Genomic DNA, 23,281 nt, shown 5'->3' on the forward strand with positions numbered 1-23,281 from the left:
GAGGCCGCCCGGTGCTGATCGATGCGCATCACCATATCTGGTCGCTGGCGCGGCCCGAATGCCGCTGGCCGACCGCGGCAGACGGCGTGCTCCACCGTGATTTCACGCTGGTCGAATTCAGACGCGTGGCGGGCGATGCCGGCGTAAGCGGCGCGGTGCTCATCCAGACGCAGGAAAGCGATGCCGATACCGATTGGCTCCTGACGCTTGCCGACGATCCGTTCGTGACCGCGGTGGTCGGCTGGGCGGACCTGCACGCGCCCCATGCGCCGCGCCGCATCGCCGCGCTGGCGCGCCACCCCAAGCTCGCGGGGCTGCGGCCGATGGTGCAGCACCGCGCCGCGGACTGGTATGACGATCCCGCGCTCGATGCCGCCTTCGATGCGATGGAGGAAGCAGGGCTCGCGCTCGATGCGCTGGTTCGGGTCGGGCATCTCGCCTCGCTCGAACGGCTTGCCCGACGCCGTCCCGATCTGGCGATCGCGATCGACCATGCCGCCAAGCCTGCGATCGGCAGGTCCGACGGGTTCGCGGAATGGCGCCGCGCGATCGCGCCGCTGGCCGACCGGCCCAACATGCGTTGCAAGCTGTCCGGGCTGCTGAGCGAATGCGGCGATGCGCCGCCCGAAGCGGTCGTGCCCTTCATCCTCGCGATGCTGGAGCTGTTCGGCGCGGACCGTGTGATGTGGGGCAGCGACTGGCCGGTGCTCGAAGCGTCCGGCCGCTATGCCGACTGGCTGGCGCTCGCCCGCGCGACCGTGCCCGAGCGGGACCATCGGGCGGTGTTCGGCGGCACGGCGCGGGCCTTCTATGCGACCGAAGCGGTGGAGGTCCGGGCATGACGGGGCTCCGCTTGCCGCGCTTCGGCATGGGCACCGCCGGGATCGGCAACCTCTATGCGCCGGTCAGCAACGCGGTGGCCGAAGCGACCGTCGCCGCCGCATGGGAAGGCGGGGTGCGCCTGTTCGACACCGCGCCCTATTACGGCTTCGGTCTCGCCGAACGACGGCTGGGCGCGGCGCTGTCGGTAGTCGATCCCGACCAGACCGCGATCATCTCGACCAAGGTCGGGCGTGTGCTCGATCCCGATCCAGCGCCTGCGCGCGAACGCCACGGTTTCGTCAACGGCGATCGGTTCGCGCCTCGGTTCGATTACAGCCGCGATGCTGTGCTGCGATCGCACGAGGCGAGCCTCGAGCGGCTGCGGCGCGACCGCGTGAATATCCTGCTCGCCCACGATCTCGGCGCGCTGACCCACGGGGCCCAGGCGGATGCGCAGATGCGCGCCTTCCTCGACGACGGCTATCGCACGATGGTCGAGCTCAAGGATGCGGGCGCGGTCGATGCGATCGGGATCGGGGCCAATGAGGTGGCGGTGTGCGAGTATCTGGTCGACCGGGTCGATCTGGATGTGGTGATGATCGCCGGGCGCTATACCCTGCTCGACTGCGAAGCCGGCGAACGCCTGCTGCCGCTCTGTCTCGAACGCGGCGTGCGCGTCATCGCCGCCGCGCCCTATAATAGCGGAATCCTCGCCCAGCCGATCGAGGCCGATGCGCCCCGGCGTTACGATTATATCGCGGCGCCTGCCGGGATGCTCAGGCGCGCGGCGGCGATCGGCGCGGTCTGCGCCAGGTTCGGCGTGGAGCTGCCCACCGCCGCGCTGCACTTCGCGCATCGCGACGCGGCGGTAGCGTCGGTGGTCGCAGGGATGGTCGGCCGGGACGAGGTCGCCGCGCATCTCGGGCGCGCTGCGGCGGATGTTCCCGATGCGCTCTGGCAGGCGCTGGCGGAGGAGGCGATGGCGGCATGATCCATGAGGCCAGGCTGATGCTGCTCGACCCGCGCGACACCATCCTGGTGTGCATCGCCCCGGTCGCGGCCGGGGACAGCGTGACGATCGAGGGCGTGGCGCTCAGCGCGCCCGATCCGATCGGCGTCGGCCACAAGGTCGCGCGCCGCGCGCTCGCGCCCGGCGACAAGGTCGTCAAATATGGCGCGCCGATCGGCTCGATCACCCGCGCCACCGCGCCCGGCGCGCTGGTGCATCTCCACAACATGAAGAGCGATTACATCGCGAGCCATTCGCGCGACGCGGTTTCGGAAGGGAAGGGTTGATGTTCCAGGGCTTCCTCAGGGAAGACGGCCGCAAGGGCATCCGCAACATCGTCGCGGTCGCTTATCTGGTCGAATGCGCGCACCATGTCGCGCGCCGCATCGTCGGCAAGGTCGATGATCCCGACGTCCATCTGATCGGCTTTCCCGGCTGCTTTCCCAACGCCTATGCCGCGAAGGTGATGCGCGCGATCGCCACGCATCCCAATGTCGGCGGGGTGGTGCTCGTCTCGCTCGGCTGCGAGAGCTTCGACCGCAACGGCCTGAGGCAGGCGATCGCGGCGAGCGGCCGGCCGGTCGAGCTGCTCGTCATCCAGGAAGCGGGCGGGACCAGCGCGACGATCGCCGCGGGTATCGCTGCGGTGGAACGGGTGCGCGCCGCCGCGGCGGCCGCTCCGCGCGCGGCGATGGAGGTGGGCGAGCTGATCATCGGCACGGTGTGCGGCGGGTCCGACGGGACCAGCGGCCTTACCGCCAACCCGGCCGTCGGCCGCGCCTTCGACCGGCTGGTGGGCGAGGGCGCGACCTGCATCTTCGAGGAGACCGGAGAGCTGATCGGCTGCGAGGCGATCATGGCCGAACGCGCGGTGACGCCCGAGCTTGGCCGCGCGATCGAGGAATGCGTGGCAAAGGCCGAGCGCTATTACACGACGATGGGCTATGCGAGCTTCGCCCCCGGCAATGCGGAAGGGGGGCTGACCACCATCGAGGAGAAATCGATGGGCGCCTATTCCAAGTCGGGCTCCTCGCCGATTTCGGGCATCATCAAGCCGGGCGACGTGCCGCCGGCGGGCGGGCTCTACCTGCTCGACGTGGTGCCCGACGGGGAGCCGCGCTTCGGCTTTCCCAACATCTCCGACAATGCCGAGATCGTCGAGCTCATCGCCTGCGGCGCGCATCTGACCCTGTTCACCACCGGGCGCGGATCGGTGGTGGGATCGGCGGTCGCGCCGGTGATCAAGATCTGCGCCAATCCGGAAACCGCGCGCCGGCTGGCCGAGGACATGGACGTCAACGCCGGCCGCATCCTGGAGGGCGAGGCGACGCTCGACGATGTGGGGGAGGAGATTCACGCGGCGATGATGGCGGTCGCAGGGGGCAAGCGCACCAAATCCGAGGAACTGGGCCATCAGGAATTCATCCTGACCTACAAGGCGTTCGATCCGCTCGGGCCTGCCTGCCTGCCGCTCGCGAGGCGCGCGGCATGAGTGGGCGGCTCGCCGGCAAGATCGCGATCGTCACCGCCGCCGGCCAGGGCATCGGGCGCGCCTCGGCCGGATTGTTCGCGCGTGAGGGCGCCGAGGTTCATGCGGTCGACGTCAATGCCGCCGCGCTGGAAACGCTGGACGGTTGCCGCGGCCATGCCATCGACCTGACCGACGCCGGGACGGTCGCGGCGCTCGGCCAAGCCATCGGCCCGGTTGACATCCTGTTCAACTGCGCGGGCTTCGTCCATGCCGGCACCATCCTGGAATGCGGCGAGGACGACTGGGCCTTCTCCAACGACCTCAACGTCACCGCGATGTACCGCATGATCCGCGCCTTCCTGCCGGCGATGATCGCGCGCGGCGGCGGATCGATCGTCAACATGGCGTCGATCGCGAGCTCGGTGAAGGGCATTCCCGGCCGCTTCGCCTATGGCGCGACCAAGGCGGCGGTGATCGGCCTCACCAAATCGGTCGCCGCGGATTTCGTGGAGGCGGGCGTGCGGTGCAACGCGATCTGCCCGGGCACGGTCGAGACGCCGTCGCTGCTCCAGCGACTAAAGGAAACCGGCGACTACGACACGGCGCTCGCCGCATTCCGCGCGCGCCAGCCGATGGGGCGGCTGGGCCGGCCCGAGGAGATCGCCGGCCTCGCGCTCTATCTCGCCAGCGACGAATCGGCCTTCACCACCGGCGCGGTCCACGTCATCGACGGTGGCTGGGTCAATTGAGGACGATCGGCATGCGGCACATCCTGCTCCTCGACCTCAAGGACGAAGCCGATCTGATCGCGCGCTACGAGCGCCACCACGCGCCGGGCGCGGTGCCCGAAGCGGTGACCGCAAGCATCCGCGCCGCCGGCGTCACTGCGATGGAGATATTTCGCAGCGGCAACCGGCTGGTGATGGTGGTTGAGGCGGAGGCGGGCTTCGATTCGGCGGGGCAGTCCAACCCCTCGACCGCGGCGTGGGAGGCGATGATGGACGAATTCCAGCAGCGGCTGCCCTGGGCGCCGCCGGGCCGGAAATGGGTTCCCGCCGCGCGCATATTCTCGCTCGACGAACAGGGGGACCGATGATCGGCATTCTCTCCAGGCGTTCGCTGCTGAAGGGCGCGGCGGCGCTCGGCGGCGCGCTGACGCCCGCGCTGGGCAGCGCGCGGACGGTGAAGCCCGACTGGCAGGCCTTCGCCGACGCCTACCAGACCCCCGACTGGTTCCGCGACGCCAAGTTCGGCATCTGGTCGCACTGGGGGGTGCAGTGCGTGCCCGAGTTCGGCGACTGGTACGGCCGCCAGATGTATATCCAGGGCAACCGCGTCTACGAGCACCACCTCCGTACCTACGGCCATCCGAGCAAGGCGGGCTTCATCGACTTCATCGGCAGGTGGAAGGCGGAGGCATGGGACCCCGAAGGCCTGATGGCGCTCTATCGCAAGGCGGGCGCGCGCTATTTCATGTCGATGGCCAACCATCACGACAATCTGGACAATTACGACAGCGCCCATCACGCCTGGAACACCGTCCGCCTGGGGCCGAAGCGCGACATCGTCGGCACCTGGGAGAAGATCGCGCGCGAGGCGGGCCTGCGCTTCGGCGTCAGCAACCATAGCGGCCATGCCTGGCACTGGTGGCAAACCGCTTACGGCTATGACGCAGAGGGGCCGATGAAGGGCGTGCGCTACGATGCGTACGGATTACGCGAGGAGCATGGCCGCGGCACGTTCTGGGAAGGGCTAGACCCGCAGCAGCTCTATACCGGTCCCTTCTTCGTGCCGCCCGACGGCATCGACGGCATCGCGGCAATGGACGCTTGGCACGAGACGCGCGACGGCCAGTGGTTGGAAACGCCGCCGCCGGGCCCGCGCGGGCCTGCCTATGTCCGCAAATGGCAGCTGCGACAGATGGACCTGGTCGAAAAATACCGGCCCGATCTGGTCTATTTCGACAATTACGCGATTCCCTTCGGCGCGGATGGGCTGGAAACCGTCGCCCATTATTACAACAAGAGCGTCGAGTGGCATGGCGCGATCGACGTGGTGCTCACCGCCAAGCGCCTCACGCCGCTGCAGCGGCGCGGCATCGTCGAGGATGTCGAACGCGGGTTCATGAGCGATATCCAGGAGCGGCCGTGGCAGACCTGCACCTGCATCGGCAACTGGCACTATGACCGCGGCCTCTACGAACGCCACGGCTACAAGAGCGCCAAGAGCGTGGTTCAGCGGCTGTGCGATATCGTTTCCAAGAACGGCAACCTGTTGCTCAGCATTCCCCAGCGCGGTGACGGTTCGATCGACGCCGACGAGGAGGCGATCCTCGCCGATCTCGCGCGCTGGTTCGCGGTGAACGGCCGCGCGATCTACGCGACGCGGCCCTGGCGCCGGTTCGGCGAGGGACCGACCAAGCCGCCCGAGGGGATGCAGAATGAGGGCGAGGCCAAACCGTTCGTGGCGCAGGACGTGCGCTTCACGGTGGGGAAGGGCGTGCTCAACGCCTTCTTCCTCGACTGGCCCGAGGGCGAAAGCGCGGTCGCGTCGCTGGGCGGGAGGGCGTTGGATGGCGCGGTGATCGAGCGGGTCGAGATGCAGGACGGTCGGCCGATCTTGTTCCGGCAGGACGGCGAAGCGCTGTGCCTGAAGCTGTCGCCGCCCGCCGATGGCGCGTTCGTGCCGGGGGTCAGGATCATGGGACGGGGATTGATCTGATGGGCGAGGGAACGGCCACGATCCAGGCGGAAACGCAGCGCACAAGGCTCCTCCTCCCCATCATCCTGATCGTCAGTCTGTTCTTCCTTTGGGGCGTCGCCAACAATCTCAACGACGTTCTGATCAAGCACTTCAAAAAGGCGTTCACGCTCAGCGACTTCCAGTCCGGGCTGGTCCAGTCGGCCTTTTATTTCGGCTATTTCTGCTTCGCGATACCGGCCGCCTTGTTCATGAAGCGCTTCGGCTACAAGGCGGCGGTCGTGCTGGGGCTGGTGCTGTTCGGCGTCGGCGCGCTGCTGTTCGTCCCCGCCGCCCATGCGCACAGCTACGCCTTCTTTCTCCTCGCGCTATATGTCATCGCCAGTGGTCTCGCCTTCCTCGAGACCTCGGCCAATCCGCTGGTGACGGCGCTGGGCGATCCGAAAGGCGCGGCGCGGCGGCTGAACCTCGCCCAGGCGTTCAACCCGCTCGGCGCGATCAGCGGCGTGCTGATCGGCAGCAGCTTCATCCTTTCGGGCATCGATTTGACGCCCGAGCAACTCGCCGCGCTGCCGCCCGATCGGCTCGACAGCTATCTCCGGTTCGAGGCGCTGGCGGTGGTGGGACCCTATACCGCGATCGGCGTGTTCGTGCTCGGCTGGGCGCTGCTCGTTGGCCTGACTCGCTTCCCAGCGGCCGCCAGCCGACCCGAACCGACTGAGCGGGTGGGGAGTGTCGCCGAGTTCCGCTCGCTGCTCTCGCGCCCGCGCTATTTGTTCGGCGTCACGGCGCAGTTCTTCTATGTCGGCGCGCAGGTCGGGGTGTGGAGCTTCCTGATCCGCTACGCGCAGGTCGAGCGGCCGGGCACCGACGAGAGAACCGCCGCGACGATGCTCACCGTCTCGCTGGTGCTGTTCCTCATCGGCCGCTTCGCCGGAGCGGCGCTGATGGGGCGGGTGCCCCCGGCGCGCCTGCTCGCCTGGTTCGGCGCGGCCAATATCGCGCTGTGCCTAGTCGCCGCGTTCGTCGGCGGCAGCGCCGGGCTCGTCGCGCTGATCGGCACCAGCCTGTTCATGTCGATCATGTTCCCGACCATCTTCGCGCTGTCGCTCGAAGACCTGGGACCGCTCACCAAGCCCGGCGCGTCGCTGCTGGTGATGGCGATCATCGGCGGCGCGGTGATCACCGCGTTGATGGGTCTCGTCTCCGATCACGCCTCGATCGCGCTCGCGATGCTGCTGCCGGCGGTGAGCTTCGCTTGTGTCGCTTTGTTCGGCGCAAGCGCGCCTAGGCGCTAAGGCGTCGCCGGGCGACGAGCATCGCCGCGACGATGCAGCCGCCGAACAGCGCACCCTCGATGCCGCCGGTCACGCACTGGCTGACGAGACCGAATCCGTTCTCTCCGAACAGGTCGCCGATCTGATCGAGCCGGAGGCGGGAGCGCGGCAGATGGTAGGCGAGCAGATCGAGGCTACCGCCCATCAATCGCCCTCCCACCAAAGGGATGAGGATGCCGGCAATACCGCCCGTCAATGCCGCGGCGGCGACATGGCGGCGAAGCGAGAGCGTGCCGGCTCCCGCGCCTCCCAGCCAGGCACCGAGGCCGACCGCGCCGCCGAGCAACGCGCCCTCGGCGGCGCCCGTGATGTCGCCCGGCGACTGGCCGAGCAGGAGATTGAACGCGTCCAGGCCGAGGAGCTTGACCACGGCGCCAACGATCAGCCCCCCAACGGCGCCCCCGACGATGCTCCATCGCCGGGGATGGCCGGAGATGAAGCCCGCTCCGGCGATTCCGAAGGCGACGCCGGCAGCGCCCATCAGCGCGACGAGGGTGGTGACGCAGAGCAGCACCAGCAGCACCGAAAGCGCGCCGACGCCCGGTTCGAGCGATTGGGAGGCCCCGGCGAAGCCATAGAAGATCCCGCCGATCAGGCCGGCGCCGCCGCCACCGATCGTCCCGGCCAGCCCGAGCAGCAGGAACCGCCGCCATTCATGGAGCGCTAGGTCTTGCGATGCCGGTCGCGCCGGAAAGGCGCAGTCGTCGTCGACACTTTCGACCGGCGCGATGAATCGATATCCATGTTTGGGAACGGTCTCGATGAAGCGCGGCTTCGCCGCCTCGTCGCCGAGTTGCCTGCGCAGCGTCTTGATGCATTGGGTGAGCGCCTCGTCGGTGACCGGCACGCCGCGCCAGACCTCGTCGAGAAAGCGGTCCTTCGAAACGAGCCTGCCCTGTTCGCGCACCAGCAGCATCAGCGCGTCGAGATAACGGCCGTTCAGCTCCACCGGCAGATCGCCGCGCCTGAGCTGACGATTGCCTGGGTCGAGGCGGAATTGTTCGAAGCGGAAGCTGCCGGATGCCATTCGCCGGAGCCTTCACCATGCTCGTGGGCTAGGCAACCGCAAAGACGCGCAAGACCCTTAAAATGGCGTGCTCAATCGACCATCCGGAAGCGGATGGCGACCCCACCTCCGGGGGCCATCTCCAGAGGCAAGCTGTCCGTGCTCGTCACGATCCTTCGCTCCGTGCGAAAGCCGAGGGGATCGGTACGATAATCGGCGCCTTCCCCGTCGCGATAGATTTGCGCCTCGTAGCGTTTGCCGGGCGTGAGGAAGCCGAGCGGCTGGGCGATCTTGCGCGCATTCTCGTCGGTCACGGCGCCCAGGAACCATTCATTGCTCCCACGCCGCTGGCGAGCGACGACCGCACAGTCGCCGATCTCGCCGGCGAGCGTGACCGAGCGCTCCCAATCGGTCGGCACATCGCGGATGAACTGGAAGGCGTCCGGGTGCCTTGCGTAGTTTTCCGGCAGGTCCGCGGCCATCTGGATCGGCGAATACAGCACGACGTACAGTGCCAACTGCGCCGCCAACGTCGACTGCACCCGCTTCGTCACCTCGTCCTTGCCGTGTGCGATGTCGAAGATGCCCGGCGTATAGTCCATCGGTCCGGCGAGCATCCGCGTGAAGGGCAGGATCGTGACATGCTCGGGCGGATTGGTCGGGTTGCCCCAGGCGTTGAACTCCTGCCCACGCGCGCCTTCGCGGCTGACCATGTTGGGCCAGGTGCGCCTGAGGCCGGTGTCCTTGACCGGCTCGTGCGCGTTGATCGCGATATGGTGCTTGGCCGCCGCCTTGACCACATCGAGATGGTGGCGGACCATATATTGCCCGGCGAACCATTGGAGGCCGCCCTGCGCATCGGCGATGGCGCCGCTGTGCCGGACATAGCCGGTCTTGATAATCGGCACCCCCGCATCGGCGTAGAGTTTCAGCGCATCGTCCAGCTGCCGTTCGTAATTGACCACCGCGCCCGCGGTCTCGTGATGACCGATCAGCTTGACGCTCTTGGTCTTGCCGTAAGCGGTGATCGCGCGAAGGTCGAAATCGGGATAGGGCCTGGTGAAGCTGAACGTGCCGCCATTGGCGATCCAGTCGCCGTCCCAGCCTTGGTTCCATCCTTCGACCAGCACGCCGTCGAAACCGTATTTGGCGGCGAAATCGATATAGCGCTTGACGTTTTCGGTGCGCGCGCCGTGAAAGCGGCCGCTGCCCCAGGTCGATTTGCCCAGGTGCATCTCCCACCACACGCCGACATATTTGCCCGGCTTGAACCAGGAGATATCGGCGATCCTGCTCGGCTCGTTGAGGTTGAGCGTGATCCGGCTATCGGCGAGCGCCCCGGCGCTGTCGCCGATCAGCACCGTCCGCCACGGCGTGGCGAACGGCCCGGCCTTCTTCGCCAGCACGCCGTCGGGCCAGGGCATCAGCCAGGCCGTCAGCGTGCCGGCGCCATCGCCTTCGAGCAGCATGCTGGGAAAGTCGACCAGCGCCGCCTCGTGGAACGACAGGTACAGGCCGTTTTCGCTCTTCAGCGTCAGCGGGGTTTCGGCGAGGGTGATGCGGCGGGCGTCGGTCTGCTTGTAGAGATATTCGTCGCGCTCCTGCCCCAATCCCTCATACCACCACGCCTGATAGGCGCCGGCGGGGCGGAACTGGGTGCGGTCGGCGGTGACCGAGACGGCCTGCCCGACGGGGATCGCGCCGTATCCGTAGCGAAAGCCGATACCGTCATCGAACAGGCGGAAGGTGACATCCACGACCTTGTTGAGCGGGGTGTCGCCGCTGAGCGTCACGGTCAGCTCGCTATGATTGTCGCGGATGATCCGCTGCTCGCCCCAAGGCTGTTCCCAACTGGTATCCGACGCGCTGCGCCGGGCGGCGGCGATCGCGGTGTAGCGCGCCTGCGGCTCGCCGGCGAAGCTCAGGCCCAGCGCCGATGGCGCCAGCACCTCCACGCCGCGCCGCCGGACATCGTAGCGCGCCTGCCCCTCATCGACGGATACGCAAAGCTCGATGACCTTGCCCGGCGATTGCGCACATTCGCGCTCCGCGGCCAGCGCCGCGCAGGGCGCCAGGGCGGCGAGCAGGGCTAGGATGCGAAGGATCATCGAACAGTCTCTTTCATTCGGGGGATGCCGGCTTGCGGTCACCGCGATTTGAGGAAGGCATTCTTGAGCTGCTGCTTCAGCGCGGCGCGAAAGCCGGGGCTCATCAGCCCCAGCGCGCCGCGCAGCGGCTCCGGAATATGATCCGCGCCGTCGCCGAAGACATGCGCATCGAACATCGCGCGCCAATAGGCCCGTTCGCCGGGCGGCAGGTGCTTGAGCGCGAGCAGCGCGGACAGGAATATGTCGTTGGCGCGCTCCAGCCCGGTGGCGCTGTCGCCCCACCAGTAATTGACCATCGCGTTGTACGGATCGAGCGAGGTGACGTGGTGCCACCAGTATTTGGGCATGAACAGCGCGTCACCGGGCTCGAGATACGCCACGCGCGCCGCCGCGACCGCTTCGGCATAGCGCGGGAAGCGATCGAGATCGGGCGCCTCGGGATCGACCAGCGACAAGGGCGGCGGGTTGTCGAGCGGGCCGACATAGAGATTGGCGACCTGATCGGGCGGGAACAGCACGAAGCGGCGCCGCCCGGCGATGACACAGGCGAGATTGTGGTCACGGTCGTTGTGCGTCTGGGTCTTGATCGCGCTGCCGATCCATAGCCGCGGCGCGATCTCGGCGGGCAGCAGCGGCATCGGGTTCTGCCGCACGAAATCGGGCAGGTGGCTGGCGAGCGGCAGCATCTGGATCGCGACGAACGGCGCGTTCGGCTGGCCGATCAGCCGTTCGATCCGGTCGAGCGTTTCGCCGATCCGACCGCTGCGCTTGGTGAAGTTGAACTCGCGCATGTCCGGACCATAGGTGAAGCGCCCGCCGCTTTTCGCCGGCGCCTCCATCACCGGCGCCGACGCGCCGCGGTCCATGCCCTTCAGATAGGCATTGAGGGTTGCAGGCGAGCGGCCCGCCGCCAGCGCCGGCCAGTGATCGAACACGCCCTTCAGCACGACCGGCGTTTCCGTCGCCACCAGCGCGGCGAAATCCGCCGGCGCCGGCGCCGTCCGCGCCGAGACGCGCGGCAGCCGGTCCAGCGCTGACGCCTGCGCGTCGTTGCTGGCGCGCAATGCCTCAGCCACCAGCGTGGTCCGCGATGCGGCCCAGATATTCGTCATGGGTCGGCTGCCTGAGCACCTGTTCCTTGACGAAGCCGAGCATCCGGCGGAACTGCGCCTTCATCTCGTCGGGCGTGGTGCGGTCGATCACCGGCAGATGGCTCTCCGGCGTGACGCCGTGGCCGATGAACAGCGCACGCCAGCTGTCGGGCGCGAAGCTCTGCTCCTCCATCGGCGGCACCTCGCCGCGCGCGCGAAAGGTGGCGATGGTGTGCGCCAGTTCGGGCGAGGTCTCCGCCTCGCGCGCCGACGCCCAGAACGCGCCCTCATAGCGCGCCAGCGCATAATGCGCCGACTGGAAGTCGCGGACCTGTTCGAACGACGACCGCATGATCCGGTTATATTCGGCGCGCTGCGCGCCGAACGCGCCGCCAACCGGGAAGCAGGCGAGCAGATGGATCAGCCCCAGCTGAACTGCGTGCAGGTCGACGCCGTGAACCGGATCGAACGCGCACGCCGCGGACCCGATCGCGACGCAGTTTCGCGCCCAGGCAGCTTCGCGCCGGCCGGGATCGGATGAGCGGACGGCCGGGTCGGCAAGCGCGAAGCCGCACGCCGCCTCGGCCCCGCGCAACGCCTCCTCGTCGCTGGCGAGCGCGCTCGCATAGGCCTGGGCCACATGCGTCCGCGCCGGCGTCGGATGGAGCGCCGTCCAGCCGCCTCGCCAGGCGCGGACCTCGGCATAGATCGGCAGGGGTGAAAGCGCCGGACCGTTGGCGGCGAGGACACGGTCGGCCGGGAAGCAGGATCGCCAGCTTTCGCGCGCGACGCCCAATGCGCCGCCGATCAGGTCGCCCTCACCGCCGGTCGCGTCGATGAACAGGTCGCCGCCGATATGTTCACCGCCATCGACGATCAGCGCCGCGATGTCGCCCGTCTCGGACGCGAGCACCGCGTTCGCGCCCGATGCGGTGAGCGCGGTCACGCCATCCCGGATCGCTACCGCCTTCAGAATGCCTGCATAGGCGGCGGCGGGCAGGTGATAGCCATAATCGCTGCGCCCGTAGCGTTCGGTCTCGGCGTCGGGGATCAGCAGGCGCCCGTGCCGGGCCGCAGCGGCGGTCAGCGAGAAGTCTTCGAGCCCGACGCTCAGCCCGTGGCGGCGCGCCTTCAGCCAGTAAGCGAAGAAATCCTTGCCATCGATCGCTGTACCGAACGCGCCATAGGCATGGAGGAAGCCGGACGCGCCGCTCGCCGGCTCGACGAAATTCTGCCCCAGCGAGAAGGCGCCGCGGCTCGCGCGGATGAGCGCCGCCTCGTCGATGCGCAGCTGGTTGTGCAGCGCCTCCAGCGCCGGAAGCGTCGGATACACATCGGCCGGATGGAGCGCGCTCGGCAGCTCGATCGCCGTCACCATCACGCCGGCTGGTTCGAGCGCCTTGGCGATCGTCGCGGCCGCCAGCCACAGCGGCGCGTCGCGGCCGATCACGACGATGGCCCGGACGGCGGGCGGGCTCATGCCGCCGACACCGTGTCGCCCGCCGCATCCGCCGCCGCGGAGCAATAGCTTGCGACGAATTCGTCGTGCGGCGTCATCGCCGCGGCGTTGGTGGAGATCCGCAGCTTCAGGTCGCTCAGCTTCGCTTCGAGATCGGGCGGTGCGATGCGATCGGCCAGCCGGTTATAGGCGCGCGGTACGATGCCCTGCCCGACCAGCACCGCCAGCCAGCTGTCGCGCGAGAACAGGCCCAAGGTGTAATCGGGCGCGGCGGCGCTCTCCTCGAACAGTGCGATCTTGTGCGCCAGGCTGTCGGGGAGCGTCATGGTGCGGACATGGTCCCATAGCGGCTCGCCCACGCGCGCGTTGGCGGCATAATGCAGCACCAGGAAATCGCGCGTTCGGTCGTAATGGATTTCGAACAGGCGGTTGAACTCGGCCGCCAGCCGCGGATCGATGACGCCGCCGACGGGCATCAGGTTGGCGAGATCGGTGGCGGCGGCCTGGATCAGGAAGATGCTGGTCGATTCGAGCGGTTCGAGGAACCCGCTCGAGAGGCCGATCGCGACGACATTGCCTTCCCACGCTTTCGCCCGCCGCCCCGCCTGGAACCGCAGCAGGCGCGGCTCGGCGAGCGCGGGCCCGTCGAGCGACTGCATCAGCGCCTCGTATGCCTGCTCCTTGCTGCAGAAGCGGCTGGAGAAGACATGGCCGTTGCCGGTGCGGTGCTGCAGCGGGATGCGCCAGATCCATCCGCCGGGTTGCGCGATGGAACGGGTATAGGGCGTGAGCGCGCCTGCCCGCTCGCACGGCACGGCGAGCGCGCGGTCGCAGGGCAGCCATTCGCTCCAGTCGCGCCACGCGACGTTCATCGTCTGGCCGAGCAGCAGCGCGCGGAAGCCGCTGCAATCGATGAACAGATCGCCGGCGATGCGCGCGCCCGATTTGAGCGTCAGGCTCTCGACATGGCCGGTCTCGGCGTTCCGGACGATGCCGACCACCTGTCCCTCGACCCGCTTGACGCCGCGAAAGATGGTCCAGCGGCGAAGGAAATCGGCATAGAGCCCGGCGTCGAAATGATAGGCATAGGCGTAGGTCGAGCGGATCGACTTCATATCCTGGTTGGGGAATTCGAACGCGCCTTCGCGGCATGCGGCGACCGCATAGGAATAGTCCTGCAGCGAACCGACATCCTGCCCGGCGAGTGACGCGCGCACCCAATGATGCTGGAAGTCCACCCCCGCCCAGGGCTCGCCGAAGGTGCCGAAGGGGTGGATGTAGCGTCCGCCGGGCTTGTCCCAGCCGACGAACTCGATGCCCAGCTTGAAGGTCGCGCGGGTCTCGCGCATGAACTGCGCCTCGTCGATCCCCAGCATGTCGTTGAACGTCTTGATGTGCGGCAGCGTCGCCTCGCCGACGCCGACGGTGCCGATCTCGTCCGATTCGATCAGCGTGATGTCGTAGTCGGGCAATGCCAGCAGCCGCGCCAGCGCCGCCGCGCACATCCACCCCGCGGTGCCCCCTCCGACAATGACGACCTTCATCGGTGCCATCCCATCCGCCTGAAAAATGGCGCCGCCACGCCGGGCGCGGCGACGCCGAGGGGAACTAGAATTTGAACCGCGCCCCGATCTGGAAGCGGCGATCGACGCGGCTCCAGGCCGAATCGAAATATTTGGGCGCGGCGCCGCGCATCTGCGGCGAATCTCCGAAGATCTGCTGCTGGTACACCGTGGTGGTGTTCAGCAGGTTGGTTCCCTCCAGCGAAAGTTCGAGGAAGTCGGTCGGCGAGTAGCGGAACGACGCGTCGAGGAAGCCGGCCGCTTTCTGGAACACGGGAAGGCCGATGCAGCAGTCTAGATTCTGCGTCAGGTAGCGCGACCGCCAGTTATACGCGACGCGCAGGCCCACCGGCCCCTTTTCGTACAGGCCGACGATGTTGAACGTGTGCGTCGAGATGCCGGCGAGACGATGCGAGTCGATGACGAACCCGCTGCCGCCGAGCGCCTGCTGGCCGGCTCCGAACGCGCCGATGTCGCCGCTGGACGAAGCGGTGATCAGGTTCGAGTTGTTGATGCCCGCCTGGTGGACATAGGTGTAGTTGAGCTGCGTGCCGAGGCCGCTGAGCAGCCCGGGCAGGAAGTCGAAGAAGGTCTGGTACGCCACCTCCGCGCCCATCAGCTCGCCGCCATCCTCCACATTGCTGGGCCCGTTGATCTGGACGGTCTGGGTCGACGCGCCGTTGGCGATGCTGCGGGTGAACTGGCCGTAGGAGATCGCGTTGTGCAGCTTCTTGTAGAACAGGCCCACGGTCAGCGAGGTGCTGCGGCCCATATAGCGTTCGAACGAGAGATCGAACTGATCGGCGCTGAGCGGCTTCAACGCCGCGTTGCCCGAATTCGCCAGGAACACGAAGTTGTAGCCGGTGACGTTTTCAGGCGTGCGCGGCGCGTTGGGCGAATTGAACACGATATAGGGCGAATCCGCCGTGGTGTTGATGATCGGGGCGTTGATCGCCAGCGTGTTGCGCAACAGGCCGATGTCGGGCCGCGAGATCGCCCTTGAATATGCGAAGCGGACGAAGTTCTTGTCGTCGAGGCCGAATCGGAGGTTGAGGCTCGGCAGCCAGTCGGTCCTCGACGAGCGGAACGTGTCGGCCGTCGCGCCGCCATTGGCGAACGCCCGGATTTCCGGCGTCAGATAGCAGCTGACATTGAGGATATTGTTGCCGGAGAGCGGCGTGCCGCAGGCCGGCAGGTTGTCGAAGATGTTCGCCGCCGGGAAGGCGACGCTGCCGATGCTGTCCTCCTCGGTGCTAACGACGCGCAGGCCGACATTGCCGGTCAGGGTGACGCCGCCGAACAGGGTCTTGTCGTCCCCGCCGAAGCGCAGCATCGCGTATGCCGCCTTGGTCCGCTCGCGGATCTGCATGACCTCGCCGGGAGTGAAGCAATCGTCGACCGTGGCTTCGGGGCGATCGCAGATCGCGGTGTAGCCCGGCGCCAAGGGCGAACTGGTGGTCGCCCCGCTCAGTGACTGGATCAGGCGCGGGAAGTCCTGCAGCGTGGCCCGGTTCAGATAGACGAGCGGCCCGTTGGGATAGGAACCGCCGTCATAGAAATCGCCCAGGCTCTCCGATTCCCAGATGCCCTCGCCATAGCCCTGGAAGGGCGGGTGGCCGGCATTTCCGGCGCAATTGTTGGAACCGGTTGGATTGGGCGTTCCGTCCGGATTGGTCGGGCCGGTTGGATAGGCGCCGCCGCTCGTGTTGTCGGCATTGAAGCCCGGACCGTTGCAGTTCCATGGCTGCGCAATCGGAGTCCAGTTGAACGTCGAGTAGCGCACCTTCTGGCGGCGGTTGGCGTAGCGCACGCCGACCTTCAGCGAGTCGAGCCAGCCATCGTCTGCGAAGTCGTATTCCGCATCGGTGCGGAAGGCGAATTCCTGGGCGTCATTGTCCTCGACATGGCCCTGGATGAAAGGGATCCAGTAATTGTGCGGATTGGCGAGGCCGCCTTCCGCATAGTTGACGTTGGAGCCGGGCAGCAGCTCGACGCTGGGCGTCCCATCCTCGTTCACGCCGTACTGGTAGTTGGCCATCGAGCCGGTCGCGACCAGGATGTCGTTGTTGTAGGTCGACGCGTCGATGAACTGCACGTCGGCATTGAGGTGCAGCCGGTCGGTCGGGTCCCAGCGGATGTTCGCGGAAAGGTCGCTCGTCCCCTCCTCATGTGCGAAATTGCGCGCCTCGTTCTGGAAATAGAGGCCGTTGCGCGGATTGTCGCCGCATACGCCGTTGCCGCAATAGTTGACGAACGGCACGCCGGGAATCGCCGAGCCGGCGTTGATCGCCGCCTGCACGCTTTCATAGGTGCCGCTGAAGCTGCCGTGCGGCTGGGTCAGCAGGCCCGATGTCAGCATGCCGTCGGGGCCGAAGGTCATGCCGGTGCTGCCGACCAGGATGGAGCCGGTGCGGGGGTTGAAGGCGCGCGTGCCGAAATAATTGCCGTCGAGAATGGCGTGGCTGGCGCGCTCCAGCCAGGCATTGGTGTAATGCGAATCGATATACTGGACTGTTGCGCGCAGCGTGCCCGAGTTGTTCTCATACTGGGCCGCGCCGGCGATGCCGCGGCGCTTGCGGTCATAATCGACCTGCGAATAGCGGATGCCGTCGGGGATATAGGCCCAGCCGTCGCCGCCGAAGGGGTTGGCGGTGCACCCGATCGTGCCGTCGGCGGCGACATTGGCCTCGTCCGCGGTGCCGAAGCCGGCGGTGCAATAGGTGTCGATCTTGTCCATGATGACGCTCTCTGTGCGCGTCACGACATGGCTCTCGGCATAGTTGCCCAACAGCCCGAAGCGCCCGATCGCGGTGTCCACCGAGTAGCTGACGAGGCCCGAGAATTCGTGCGTCCAGCGTTCGGACCGGTCGCCATAGTTCCCCTTGACGCTGCCGGTCACCAGGAGGCCCTTCTGGTCGAAGGGCAGGCGGGTCCTGAGGTTGACGGTTCCGGCGATGCCGCCCTCGATCATCTCGGCGGTCTGGTTCTTGTAGGAATCGACGCCCGCCAGCAGCTCCGGCGACACGTCGTTGAACTGGAGGCCGCGCGCCGAATCGGCGGAGAAACTGTCGCGCCCGTTGAATTCGGTGCGGACCTGGGTGAGGCCGCGGATCAGGACGCTGGTCGGCTCGCCCGACGGGTGCGTGCTGTCGTCCGCCGACTGGAGGCGGCCGACGGTGATGCCGGGCACGCGCTGCAGCGCTTCCGCCGCCGATTTGTCGGGGAACGCGCCGATATCGGTCGCGGTGATCGAATCGACGAAGGTGTCGGCGTTCTTCTTGATTTCCTGCGAGGTCGCCAGCGCGGCGCGCACGCCGACGACGACGATGTCCTGGCTGGTGTCCCCGGTCGCGGCCTCGCCCTGCGGTTCGCTGCTCGAAGACGATTGCTGGGTTTGCGATGCGGCATCAGCGCCGGATTGCGTGCTGGCGTCGACGGCGGTTTGCACCTGTGCTTGCGCCGCCCCGCCAATGCTCACCAAAGCGAGCGCCGCCAGCGAAACACCCCCTCGTAGAAAGACGTTACGGCCCCGACCCGAACGCGTGCCTTCCATATTCACCTCCCCATATGCGCCGCTCCGTTGGCGGAGCCGATCGTCTATTTGCGTAACTTTGCGTAATCTTGCGCAAGAAGCAAGAAGAATCTTGTGGCGGCTCCCACGCTGAATATTGTTGCTTCATTTATATGAGATTATTGGATTAATCTTCCGGAAATAGCATCCAGCATGCAACGCTTGTCGCCGTATCGCTCATGCCAACAAAATTGTGCTTGGCAAATCAATGCAAATGTTTGCATAAGCGTTGCGGCAAGGTTGGCGCAAGGACTTCGGTCAGGGGAGGATCAGGCGCGATGCGCGAGACGAAGGTCGGCCGAACCCGGAACCGTGAAGGTGCAGATCGCGGCGAGCGCGAGCGAGCCCGCGGCCAGCGCGAGCGCATGGATCGCCTGGCCGCCGAACACCTGGCCGACGAGCGGGCCCAGGATCGTCGCCGCGAACAGTTGGGGCAGCACCAGGAAGGTGTTGTGAATCCCCATATAGACGCCGGTCTTGTGCGGCGGCACCGCGGAGGCGAGCATGGCATAGGGAATCGACAGGATCGCCGCCCAGGCGCAGCCGATGCCGATCGCCGGCAGCCACAGCATCGCCGGATCGTCGATCACCTGGAAGCCGATCAGCCCGGCGCCGCCCAGGAGCAAGCACAGCGCATGGCTGGCGCGCCGACCGATGCGCGCCGCGAGCGCGGGAAGCAGCAGCGCCATGACCGCCGCGACGCCGTTATATCCGGCGAACAGCACGCCCACCCAGTCGGCGCCGGCATTATAGGCGGCGGAGGCCGGATCGCCGGCGCCGTAATGCCGCGCGGCCACCGCCGGCACGGTGTAGATCCACATCGCGAACAGCCCGAACCAAGTGAAGAACTGGACCACCGCCAGCCGCTTCAGCATCACGGGCATGTGCAGAATGTCCTCGACGATCTCGAGCAGGCCCAGCGATTGCCGTCCCGCCCGCCGCAGCCGGACCGCCGCCAGCTGGGCGACACCGAAACCGAAACCGATCGCCGCGATCAGATAGATTTCGCGCTCCCAACGCATCGTGGCGGCGATTACCGCAATCGCGCCGCCGCCGACGACCCAGAGCACGCCGGCCCGCGCGAGCGCAGCGGCGCCTTCCGCGGTCGGGACATCGTGCGCGACGGACCGCGCGGCGATGGCGTGAGCGTCGGCGGGGGTTTCCGATGTCGTGAACACCGTCCACATCACCGCTCCAATCAGGCTGGCGCCGCCGATATAGAAGGCCAGCTTGACCGATTGCGGCAGTCCGCCCTGCCCCGCATCTCCGCTGATCGCGAACCAATAGGTCAGCATCCACGGCAGCGCCGATGCGAATACCGCGCCCGCGCCGATGAAGAACACCTGCGTGGCGAATCCGGCGGTGCGCTGCTCCTCGGGAAGCCGGTCGGCGACGAGCGCGCGGAACGGCTCCATCGCGATGTTGATCGAAGCGGTCAGCACCCACAGGACCAAGCTTGCCGCCCACAAGCTCGGCGCGTTGGGCATGGCGAACAGCGCCAGCGCGGCGAGCATCCCGCCGCCGAGGATATAGGGACGGCGCCGCCCGAACCGGCCTGTCGTCCTGTCGCTCAGATAGCCGATGACCGGCTGTACGATCAGGCCGGTCGCGGGTCCTGCGATCCACAATATCGCCAGCTCGTCGATATTCGCGCCCAGCGTCTGGAAGATGCGGCTCGTGTTGACGTTCTGCAGGCCCCAGACGATCTGCACGCCGAACAGGCCGACGCACATGTTCCAGATTTGCAGATAGGTCAGGCGCCGCGTCCCGGGCGAACGCGAACGTGCAACCTGCGCCGCTGTCGCGTCCGTCGCTTGCAAAGGCCCCCCTCCGATGCGTTAAAGGCGGCCGGCTACGGCCATTCCTCAGCTTGGGCGCTATGACCACCACTGGCAACACCAATACCACGCTGGAGGATCTGGCGAAGCTCGCCGGCGTGTCGATATCGACCGTCTCGCGCGCGCTCAACGATCATCCGCTGATCAGCGTGCGGACCAAGCAACGCATCTGGGCGCTCGCGCGCGATCATGATTACCCGTTCCGCCGCTCGATGCCCGCGGTGCCGATCGGCGCCGAAGGGTCGATCGCGATCGTCACGCCGTTCATGCGCGGCCGTCCGCTGCCGCTGTCGCACCCCTTCTTCCTCGAACTGCTCGCCAGCATCGGTGAGGCGGCGCGTGTGCGCGACTGCGACTTCACGGTCAGCCATACCGCGCCTGCGAGCTATGACGATCTCGTCTCCACGACCACCACCGGCCGCGCCAGCGGCGTAATCTTCCTTGGCCAGAGCATGCTCCACGAGGAACTGAACAGGCTGGTCGCGACCAATGCGCGCTTCGTCGTGTGGGGCGCGCAGATGCCGGGCCAGCGATACTGCTCGATAGGCTCGGACAACTTGCTTGGCGGGCGGCGAGCGACGCTCCATCTCGCCCGGCTGGGCCGAAAGAGCATCGTGTTCCTTGGCGGCAGCGACCCGGAAGCGGTGCAGCGCCGCCGCGGCTATCTCGAAGGATTGAAGGAAAGCGGACTCGAAGCCGACCCCAAGCTGCTCGTATCGGTCGATTTCGAGCTCGAATCGGCGGAGGCCGCAGTCAGCCGGCTGATCCGGCGGCACATTCCCTTCGACGGCATCGTCGCCTCGAGCGATCTCATCGCGCTGGGCGCGATCCGCGCATTGAGGCGTGCCGGGCTGTCGGTGCCTCAGGATGTATCGGTGGTCGGCTATGACGACATGCTTCTTGCCCGTCTCAGCACGCCTGCGCTCAGCACGATCCGTCAGGACACCTATGAGGCCGGGCGCCAACTGGTCTCCAGAATACTCGATCCGGCACCAGATCATGTATCGGAGCTGCTGCCCACCGACCTGATCGTCCGGGAATCCTGCGGCGGCTGAAGTCGGCCTGCTATCAGCTGCGGGGTTGAAGTGACGATCCCATCACCTTGATTCCGTTATTCGACTTGCATCCCACCTGTCCCATTTTAGGATAATTTCCGCGCAGGCGGATTCGATGCCGGTGCGCTGGGGGAATGCGGGGCATGGAAGCGGATCGCGCGCTCAATTTCATGAACGACATGCTGTGGAGCAGCCTGATCGTCGCAGGCCCCGTCCTGCTGGCGACGCTGGCGGTCGGGCTCGTCATCAGCGTGTTTCAGGTCGCGACGCAGCTGCAGGAGATCACGCTGAGCTACGTTCCCAAGATACTGGTGGTGGCGCTGCTGCTGATCGCGCTCGGGCCGTGGATGATGGAGCGCATCACTGAATTCGCGCGATCTATCTATCTGCTCATCCCGACGCTCGCGGCCTGACGCGGCGATGGGGGATTATGTCGACCAAGCGATCGCAGTGCTGCTGCTCAGCCTGCGCATCGCGCCGACGCTTGCCTTCTCGCCGCCTTTCACCCTGCTCCGCGTTCCCGCCAGCGTCCGGCTGCTGCTGAGCATAAGCCTTTCCGCGTGGCTGGTGGCGGGAAACCCCGATGAGACCTGGCGGGCGCCCTATCTGGACGGCGGATTGCCGATCGTCGTGCTTGGCGAACTGCTGATGGGCGTCGCGCTGGCGCTGGCGCTGCAGCTCGCTTTCGGCGCCCTGCTGCTGGCGGGCCGGACGATCGATATCCAGGCGGGCTTCGGCCTCGCCCTGCTGATCGACCCGACGACGCGGGGCCAGATGCCGCTGGTCGGCACGCTGTTCGCCTATATGGCGGCGGCGATCTTCTTCGCCATCGGCGGCCCGGCCGATCTGCTGGCGATCTGGGCGGCGTCGGTCGAGCAGGTGCCGCTGGGCTCGGCGACGCTGGCGCGCGATCCGGCGATGCTGATGCAGTATATGGCGAGCGTATTCCTGATGGCGATTGGGCTGGCGGGGCTTGTCCTGCTGGTCTTGTTCCTGCTCGATCTGGCGGTTGCCTTCCTCTCGCGCACCCTGCCGCAGATGAACGTGCTGCTGCTGGGATTTCAGGTGAAGGCGATCGCCACGCTGGTGATGCTGCCGGTGGCTATGTCACTCTCCGCCGCCCTGTTCGTCCGGCTCCTACGGTTCGCGCTGGAAAGCGCGCCGGGTCTGGTCTGACGCGTGGCGGCCGGGCAGGAACAGGACCGCAGCGAGGAGGCGACGCCCTTCAAGCTGCAGCGCGCGCGAGAGAAAGGGCAGGTCGCGCGCAGCATCGAACTGGGCGTGTTCGGCGCACTGGTGTCGCTCATCGTCTTCATTCTCATCGCCGGGGAAGGTTTCGCTGGCAAGATGGCGCAGTTGATGCGCGTGTCGCTTTCGGCGGGAATCGATCAGGCGAACGACCCCGAACGCGCCGCCGGCATGCTTGGCGCGCTCTACTGGTCCGCGCTGCAGCCGGTCATCCTCCTCGGCGTGACGATCATGCTGGTGGTGCTGCTGCTCGAAATCGTCCAGCTGCGCGGGTTCCTGTTCTCGACGCATCCGCTCAAACCCGATTTCACGCGGCTGAATCCGGCGCAGGGGCTGAAGCGGCTCTTTTCGGCGCGGATGTTCAAGGAAACGCTCAAGAACCTGCTGAAGGCGGCGATCTACGGCACGGCGACCTACCTCACCATTCGGCACGCGGTCGCCAGCCAGGCGCTGATTGCGAGCGATGGCGAGCGACTGGCCGAAATCTTCCGCGCGACCGGACTGCGCCTGTTGTTCGTGTTCGCCGGAATCGCCTTCGGCTTCGTGCTGCTCGACCAGATCATGGTTCGTAGGGAGTTCGGGAAGCAGATGCGCATGAGCCGCCGCGAGGTGACGCGCGAAGCCAAGGAACGCGAAGGCGAGCCGCGGATCAAGCGCAAGCGCAAGCAGCTTCACGCCGAGTTCTCCAAGCAGGGGTCGGGCGAGTTGCGGGGCGCCGACATGCTGGTCGTCAACCCCGACCACTATGCCGTGGCGCTGCGTTACGACAATCAGCGGATGACGGCGCCGACGGTCGCCATCAAGGGCAGGAACGCGCGCGCGCTCGCCCTGAAGGACCAAGCCTTCCGGCTGGCCATCCCGATCATGCAGAGCCCGGCGCTCGCGCGCGCCTTGTACCGCCAATGCGATGTCGGCGCCGAGATCGGCGGGACGCATTACGAGAAGGTCGCGGATCTCTACCTGCAGCTTCACCGTGCACGGCAACACCCTTCACAGGACTGACC

General features: G+C 67.0%; 19 protein-coding genes. 12 read left to right on the forward strand and 7 right to left on the reverse strand.

The window, feature by feature from the left end; genetic code table 11:
• The first annotated feature begins 11 nt into the window (after positions 1–11).
• From D1610_RS01985 to fucP, 8 genes are read left to right on the forward strand one after another with little or no spacing between them, the layout of a single operon-like run.
• A complete protein-coding gene (locus D1610_RS01985; protein ID WP_245941922.1) occupies positions 12–842 on the forward strand; it encodes an amidohydrolase family protein in 831 nt (276 codons plus the stop codon).
• A complete protein-coding gene (locus D1610_RS01990; RefSeq protein WP_245941923.1) occupies positions 839–1,813 on the forward strand; it encodes an aldo/keto reductase in 975 nt (324 codons plus the stop codon). Before D1610_RS01985 ends, D1610_RS01990 begins: the two co-directional genes overlap by 4 nt.
• The gene (locus tag D1610_RS01995) at positions 1,810–2,118 is read left to right on the forward strand and encodes a UxaA family hydrolase (RefSeq protein ID WP_118862442.1); all 309 of its coding nucleotides are present in this window, start codon (positions 1,810–1,812) and stop codon (positions 2,116–2,118) included. Before D1610_RS01990 ends, D1610_RS01995 begins: the two co-directional genes overlap by 4 nt.
• Positions 2,118–3,323 carry a UxaA family hydrolase gene (locus tag D1610_RS02000; protein ID WP_118862443.1) on the forward strand — a complete coding sequence of 402 codons (1,206 nt, stop codon included), beginning with the start codon at positions 2,118–2,120 and terminating at the stop codon, positions 3,321–3,323. Before D1610_RS01995 ends, D1610_RS02000 begins: the two co-directional genes overlap by 1 nt.
• Complete coding sequence (locus D1610_RS02005; protein ID WP_118862444.1) at positions 3,320–4,051, forward strand: SDR family oxidoreductase; 732 nt, start codon at positions 3,320–3,322, stop codon at positions 4,049–4,051. The genes D1610_RS02000 and D1610_RS02005 overlap by 4 nt, the downstream gene beginning before the upstream one ends.
• A gap of 11 nt (positions 4,052–4,062) precedes the next feature.
• Positions 4,063–4,398: an L-rhamnose mutarotase gene (locus D1610_RS02010; protein WP_118862445.1), complete on the forward strand. Its 336-nt coding sequence runs from the start codon at positions 4,063–4,065 to the stop codon at positions 4,396–4,398.
• On the forward strand, positions 4,395–6,023 hold the full coding sequence (locus tag D1610_RS02015; protein ID WP_118862446.1) for an alpha-L-fucosidase: 1,629 nt from the start codon (positions 4,395–4,397) through the stop codon (positions 6,021–6,023). Before D1610_RS02010 ends, D1610_RS02015 begins: the two co-directional genes overlap by 4 nt.
• Positions 6,023–7,300 carry an L-fucose:H+ symporter permease gene (fucP, locus tag D1610_RS02020; protein ID WP_118862447.1) on the forward strand — a complete coding sequence of 426 codons (1,278 nt, stop codon included), beginning with the start codon at positions 6,023–6,025 and terminating at the stop codon, positions 7,298–7,300. The genes D1610_RS02015 and fucP overlap by 1 nt, the downstream gene beginning before the upstream one ends.
• Here fucP and D1610_RS02025 read toward each other — a convergent pair.
• From D1610_RS02025 to D1610_RS02055, 7 genes are all read right to left on the reverse strand, one after another.
• Positions 7,290–8,366: a winged helix-turn-helix domain-containing protein gene (locus tag D1610_RS02025; RefSeq protein ID WP_118862448.1), complete on the reverse strand. Its 1,077-nt coding sequence runs from the start codon at positions 8,364–8,366 to the stop codon at positions 7,290–7,292. The genes fucP and D1610_RS02025 overlap by 11 nt on opposite strands.
• A gap of 71 nt (positions 8,367–8,437) precedes the next feature.
• Entirely contained in the window at positions 8,438–10,453 is a 2,016-nt protein-coding gene (locus tag D1610_RS02030; protein WP_118862449.1) for a glycoside hydrolase family 97 protein, read from the reverse strand.
• 38 nt (positions 10,454–10,491) lie between these two features.
• Positions 10,492–11,565 (reverse strand): cupin-like domain-containing protein, encoded by a 1,074-nt coding sequence (locus tag D1610_RS02035; protein WP_118862450.1) that lies wholly within the window; start codon positions 11,563–11,565, stop codon positions 10,492–10,494.
• Positions 11,522–13,024, reverse strand: coding sequence for a tryptophan 7-halogenase (locus tag D1610_RS02040; protein ID WP_118862937.1), 1,503 nt, complete (start codon positions 13,022–13,024; stop codon positions 11,522–11,524). Before D1610_RS02040 ends, D1610_RS02035 begins: the two co-directional genes overlap by 44 nt.
• Positions 13,021–14,547, reverse strand: coding sequence for a tryptophan halogenase family protein (locus D1610_RS02045; protein ID WP_118862451.1), 1,527 nt, complete (start codon positions 14,545–14,547; stop codon positions 13,021–13,023). The genes D1610_RS02040 and D1610_RS02045 overlap by 4 nt, the downstream gene beginning before the upstream one ends.
• Before the next feature lie 64 nt (positions 14,548–14,611).
• The gene (locus D1610_RS02050) at positions 14,612–18,013 is read right to left on the reverse strand and encodes a TonB-dependent receptor (RefSeq protein ID WP_245941925.1); all 3,402 of its coding nucleotides are present in this window, start codon (positions 18,011–18,013) and stop codon (positions 14,612–14,614) included.
• A gap of 392 nt (positions 18,014–18,405) precedes the next feature.
• Positions 18,406–19,956: an MFS transporter gene (locus tag D1610_RS02055; RefSeq protein WP_342768285.1), complete on the reverse strand. Its 1,551-nt coding sequence runs from the start codon at positions 19,954–19,956 to the stop codon at positions 18,406–18,408.
• Between the two features lie 59 nt (positions 19,957–20,015).
• On the opposite strand from D1610_RS02055, the gene D1610_RS02060 reads away from it, so the two are divergent.
• From D1610_RS02060 to D1610_RS02075, 4 genes are all read left to right on the forward strand, one after another.
• Positions 20,016–21,029, forward strand: a complete 1,014-nt coding sequence (locus tag D1610_RS02060) for a LacI family DNA-binding transcriptional regulator (RefSeq protein ID WP_118862452.1) — start codon at positions 20,016–20,018, stop codon at positions 21,027–21,029.
• A 143-nt stretch (positions 21,030–21,172) separates the two neighbouring features.
• Entirely contained in the window at positions 21,173–21,442 is a 270-nt protein-coding gene (fliQ, locus tag D1610_RS02065; protein ID WP_118862453.1) for a flagellar biosynthesis protein FliQ, read from the forward strand.
• Between the two features lie 7 nt (positions 21,443–21,449).
• Positions 21,450–22,205: a flagellar biosynthetic protein FliR gene (locus D1610_RS02070; protein ID WP_118862454.1), complete on the forward strand. Its 756-nt coding sequence runs from the start codon at positions 21,450–21,452 to the stop codon at positions 22,203–22,205.
• A gap of 3 nt (positions 22,206–22,208) precedes the next feature.
• Complete coding sequence (locus D1610_RS02075; RefSeq protein ID WP_118862455.1) at positions 22,209–23,279, forward strand: EscU/YscU/HrcU family type III secretion system export apparatus switch protein; 1,071 nt, start codon at positions 22,209–22,211, stop codon at positions 23,277–23,279.
• Positions 23,280–23,281 lie beyond the last annotated feature (2 nt).

The sequence above is a fragment of the Sphingomonas gilva genome, assembly GCF_003515075.1.
GTDB classification, from domain to species: domain Bacteria; phylum Pseudomonadota; class Alphaproteobacteria; order Sphingomonadales; family Sphingomonadaceae; genus Sphingomonas; species Sphingomonas gilva.